This window comes from Actinosynnema sp. NPDC004786, from assembly GCF_053601135.1.
Genome location: NZ_JBSGBG010000102.1, coordinates 1 through 5,107 on the forward strand (window position 1 = coordinate 1; position 5,107 = coordinate 5,107).

Sequence of the window (5,107 nt, forward strand, 5' to 3'; positions counted from 1 at the left end):
CGTCCCCGTCCAGGGTGTGCACGGCGACCAGGGCGGGGCGGCCGAGGGTGAGGGTGCCGGTCTTGTCGAACGCGACCGCCTTGAGCCTGCCCAGCTCCTCCAGGTACGCGCCGCCCTTGATCAGGACGCCGTCGCGTGCGGCGCGGGCCACGGCGGAGACGACGCTGACCGGGACGGACAGCACCAGCGCGCACGAGCACGACACGATCAGGACCACGAGGGCGCGGTAGAAGGCGTCGGTGAACGACAGCCCGAACACCAACGGACCGAGGACGACCATGAGGACGGCGACGCCGATCATGGCGGGGGTGTAGATGGCTCCGAACCTGTCGGCGAAGCGCTGGGCGCGGCCGCGGTTTTGTTGGGCTTCTTCGACTTCGCGGATGACGCGGGCGAGGACGGTGTCCTGGTAGCGCTTGGTGACCTTGACGCGGAGTGCGCCGTCGCCGTTGAGGGTGCCGCCGTAGACGGTTTCGCCGGGGACGACCTCGACGGGCATGGACTCGCCGGTGATGGCGGAGGTGTCGACCCAGGACGCGCCCTGGGTGACCTCGCCGTCGGTGGGCAGCCGTGCGCCGGGCCGCACCAGCACCAGGTCCCCGACCTCCAGTTCCTCCACGGGCACGGTCTGCACCGCGCCGCCGAGGGTGAACCGTTCGGCGCGTCGGGGGGCGAGGTCCATGAGTTTCTGGATGGATTTGCGGGCGCGGTCGGCGACGAAGGTCTCCAGGATGATGCCGAGGGAGAAGATGACCACGACGCAGGCGGCCTCGACGAACTTGCCGAGGGGGATGGCGCCGATGACCGCCACGACGAGCAGCACGTTGATGGTGAACCGCTTGTTGCGCAGCATGGTGAGGGCGTTGCGGCCGGGGTGGACGATGCCGAAGCCGATGGAGACGATGGCGAGGATGTCGGCCAGGGGTGCGTCGGGGGAGCGTCGGGTGACGATGTCGGCGGCGACCATGAAGAGGGCGGCGATGGCGAGCATGATCATTTCCGGTCGCAGCCACCAGCGGGTCTTCTTCGTCGGTGTCTCGTCCACGACCGCGGGCTTCTCCGGTTCGAGGGTGAGGCCGGAGGCGGCGGCGGTGCGCAGCAGCACGGTGTCGCTGAGGGTCTTGGGGGCCTGGATGGCGAGCACGCCGGAGGCGGAGAGCATGCGGACGTCGCGGACACCCTCGACCCGGCGTAGTGGGGTGAGGTCGCTGGCGCACTCGACGCAGCCGGCGAGGACGCGGTAGCGGCGTGTTTCCAGGTCGGCCTCGTCCGGGGCGTTGACCCGGTTGGTCAGGGGTTGTGTGGTCACTGCAGGTCACCCGCCTGTTCGCCTAGGGAAGACCACCTAGGTCGTGGTTCAGATGTGGCTAGCGGAACCGACGGTAAAGGTTGGACCGCACTCCAAGGTCAAGCCCCGTTCCCGGAGCTTGACTTGAAGCCGAGTTCAACTCCGAAACTGGCCGTCGCCGTGCACCGGAGGGGGACCCATGACCACCATCGACCCGATGCCCTCAGTCCTCGCCGAGCTGGCGCGCACGGAGATCAAGATCCGGCTCGTCGGCCACGACGAACTGGAGATCTCCGCTCCGCGCGGCACGATGTCGCCCGCGTTGCGGGACCGCATCCTCGCGCAGAAGCAGGCCATCGTCCGCTGGTTGTCCGGGGCCGGTCCGCGCGGCTACGTCCTCCCGCGGGTCGTGCCGGACCCGGCGGCGGCCGACGAGCCGTTCCCGTTGTCGGACCTGCAGACGTCGTTGCTCGTGGAGTTGGGGGACCACGTCCGGCCGCGCCAGTACATGGAGTTCGACCTGGTCGACCTGGACGTGGAGCGGTTCTTCGCGGCGGTGAACCGGAACCTGCTGCGCCAGCGGGACAACCTGGTGGTCGTGACGGAGGACATGCGGCTGCGCCGTGTCCCCGACTTCACGCCGCTGTCACCCGTGGTCCACGACTTGCGCGGCCTGCCCGCCGAGCAGGTCGAGCGCGAACTGCTGCGCATCCGCGAGAACGCGCGGCGGCGGCAACTCCCGCTGGACCGGTGGCCGTGGCTGGACGTGCGGATCAGCCTGCACGGCGAGCGCGACGCCCGCCTGCACTACACCAACAACAGCTTCTTCAGCGACGGCACGGGGACCAGCCGTTTCCTGGACACCGTGTTCGCGCTCCACCGCGACCCGGAGCACGCGGTTCCGGAGCTGGAGGTCGGCTTCCGCGACTGCGTGCTGACCCTGGCCGCCGTCGAGTCCTCGCCGCTCGGCCGGGAGTCGGAGCAGTACTGGCGCGACCGCATCCCGGACTGGCCGGACGCGCCGGCGGTGCCGCTGACGGCCGACCGGGACCGGTCCGAACTCACCCGGCGGGAGTGGTCGCTGTCCGCCGACGTGTGGTCCGCGCTCAAGCGACGGGCCCGCGCCCACGGGCTGACCGCCGGCAACGTCGTGTACGCCGCGTTCGCCGAAGTGGTGGCCACGTGGAGCGGGTCGAGGCACTTCCTGCTCGACAACGTGGTGACCCACCGGCTGCCGCTGCACCCGCAGATCGGCGAGGTGATGGGCAACTTCGCCTCGCTGTACCCGCTGGAGGTCGACTGGCGGGCGGTCGAGCCGTTCGCGGTGCGCGCGCGGAAGTTGCGGGCGCAGGTGCTCCAGGACATGCAGAACGTGCACTGGAGCGGGGCGAAGGTGCTCCAGGCCCTCAACCGGCACCGCCGCACGCCCGGCCGGGTCGCGTGCCCGTTCGTGATCGGCGGCGGTGTGGTCGCGGGCAAGGTCGCGCGGCCCGCGTACTCGGCCCTGGAGACGCCCCAGGTGCTGCTGGACTGCCGGTTCCGGGAGCAGGGTGACGGTTCGGCTTGGATCACGTGGGACGTCGCCGAGCCGGTGTTCCCCGACGGGGCCGTCGACGCCGTGCACGCGGCGTTCCGGCGGTTGGTCACCACCCTGGCCGACAGCGCCGAAGCCTGGCGGCGCACGGGCTTCGACCTCGCGGTCCCGACCGCCGGCACGTCCCCGACCGGGCACGGTGCCGCCTCGCCGGTGAGCCCGCGTGGGCCGGTGCGGGTGGCGTTGCCGGAGCAGGTGCCGTCCGTCCGCGCCGCGGCCGCGCGGTGCGAGGAGGCGTGGTCGCCGCTCGTGCCGCTGCGCGAGGTCGCCGGCGCGCCCGCGGTGTTCCTGGTCCACCCGGCGGGCGGCGACGTGCTCGCCTACCGCGGGCTGGCGGCGCTGGTGGACCTGACCTGGTACGCCCTCCGGCCGCCGGCGCGGGACGTGCCCACCGAGGTGGCCGACTTCGCGGCCCGGTACGCCGAGGCGATCCGGACCGTCCGGCCCCACGGCCCGTACGTGCTCGGCGGGTGGTCGTCGGGCGCGGTGATCGCCGCCGAGGTGGCGCACCGGCTGGAGCGCGACGGCGAGGACGTGGCCCGGCTGTTCGTCTTCGACTCGCCGGCGCCGCTGCCCGCGCCGGAGGCGGACCCGGTGTCCCTGCTGCTGTGGTTCCTCGAAGACCTCGACCCGGGCTTCCGCGCCGACGACGCCACCGGGGCCGAGCGGGCGGCCCTGCTCGCCACCGCCGACGAGGACCTGGTGGCGGCGGGCCTCGCCCTGGTCGAACGGCGCACCGGCCGCGCCGTCGCCGCGGACGAGGCGCACCTGCGGCACACCTACGACGTCTTCACCGCCGTGGTCCGCGCCTGCCGCCGCCACCGCCCGTCGACCATCGCCGCCGACGTGCACGTCATCCGCGCGGCCAACGGCCTGGTGACCGCGTTCGCCGACCACCCGCACGCCTCGCACTGCACCTGGGGGTGGCAGGCGCTCACCACCGGCCGCACCACGGGCACCTGGGTCGCCGGCACCCACCACACCATCCTGACCGACCGGCACGTTGCCGACGTCGCCGCCGCCGTGTGCGAACACACCTGTCCGGACCTGCTCAAAGATTGGGAACTGGGTTCATGAACCGACACGGCACGAGCACCTCCCGTTACCCTGGCACCATGGGGACAGCGCCAACGGATCCCGGTGGCATGACGGTCGCCGGCCTGGCGCGCCGTGCCGGTGTGACCAGCGACAGCATCCGCTACTACGAGCGTGTCGGCCTGCTGCCGAAGCCACCGCGCACCGAGTCCGGGTACCGGCGGTACGGCGAGGACGCCGTGGACCGGCTGCGGTTCATCCAGGGCGCGCAGCGGCTGGGCCTGCGCCTGCGGGAGATCTCCGACCTGCTGGAGATCCGCGACACGGGCCAGTGCCCGTGCGGCGACGCGGCGGTCCTGCTGCGCGACCGGATGGCGGAGCTGAACCAGGAGATGCAGCGCCTGGAAGCGTTGCGCGCGGAGCTGTCGGCGATGGTCGACCAACTCCCCAGCAACGACTGCCCCGACCCCGCGCCCGGCGTGTGGCGGCCGGTCGTCATCACCGGCGGCTGAGCACGAGGCCCGGCCCCCCTCATCACGAAGGTATCCGCCCGTGCGCGGCGGGAGGACGCGCGGCACGGCGGTAATTCGAAGGCGTGCCCGGGGGACGTGTCCCGAGTCGTGGGAGGAATCCGCGACCGATTCCGGCGGCTGCGTGCGGCGGGTGGTCAAGAGTGGTCTGCGCAACGCTTCGGGGTGCGGTTGACCGTATCGGCCGCGCAGGTCGCCGGAAAGCGGGTCGGTGCTGACCGAACTGCGTCCCACGCTGCGCCAAGTACGTGGCACATACCCTGTTCGCGCAGTTCAGCGGCCGTGCCGAGGGGCGGGGGTTGACTTGAAGCCAGGTTCAACCCGGACACTGGGATCGGCCGTCGAACCGGGCGGCCGGAAATGCCGTGCCGAGGACGTCGTCGGGACCGGCGGACTCGGAGCAGATCGGTCCCGGACATTTACCGGTCCGTTCCGGTCACGGGGGGAAGGTTCGGAGCAGGAATCGTTCGCACTATCGGACGGGGTGCCGCGCGCTCGGCTGCGGCGTGAATTCGGTGCCCGCCGTACGAAGGGGCTTCAGCAAATGGGTGCTACCACCAAGGTTCTGAAGAAGGCGTACGACGCCACGTGGGGGAAGTACGTCTTCGCCGGGATGTACGACAAGTTCCTGGCGAAGGTGGAGGGGTACGGGCTGTCGGA

Annotated in this window: 3 protein-coding genes; 2 read left to right on the plus strand and 1 reads right to left on the minus strand. The window is 71.6% G+C overall.

Annotation, left to right across the window (positions count from 1 at the left end; all coding sequences use genetic code 11):
* The coding region (locus ACWEFJ_RS39060) for a heavy metal translocating P-type ATPase (protein ID WP_449716896.1) at positions 1–1,309 on the minus strand (1,309 nt) is incomplete at its 3' end.
* A 178-nt stretch (positions 1,310–1,487) separates the two neighbouring features.
* On the opposite strand from ACWEFJ_RS39060, the gene ACWEFJ_RS39065 reads away from it, so the two are divergent.
* Both ACWEFJ_RS39065 and ACWEFJ_RS39070 read left to right on the plus strand, forming a co-directional pair.
* Positions 1,488–3,959, plus strand: coding sequence for a thioesterase domain-containing protein (locus ACWEFJ_RS39065; RefSeq protein WP_449716897.1), 2,472 nt, complete (start codon positions 1,488–1,490; stop codon positions 3,957–3,959).
* A 38-nt stretch (positions 3,960–3,997) separates the two neighbouring features.
* Positions 3,998–4,429: a heavy metal-responsive transcriptional regulator gene (locus ACWEFJ_RS39070; RefSeq protein ID WP_378089229.1), complete on the plus strand. Its 432-nt coding sequence runs from the start codon at positions 3,998–4,000 to the stop codon at positions 4,427–4,429.
* Positions 4,430–5,107 lie beyond the last annotated feature (678 nt).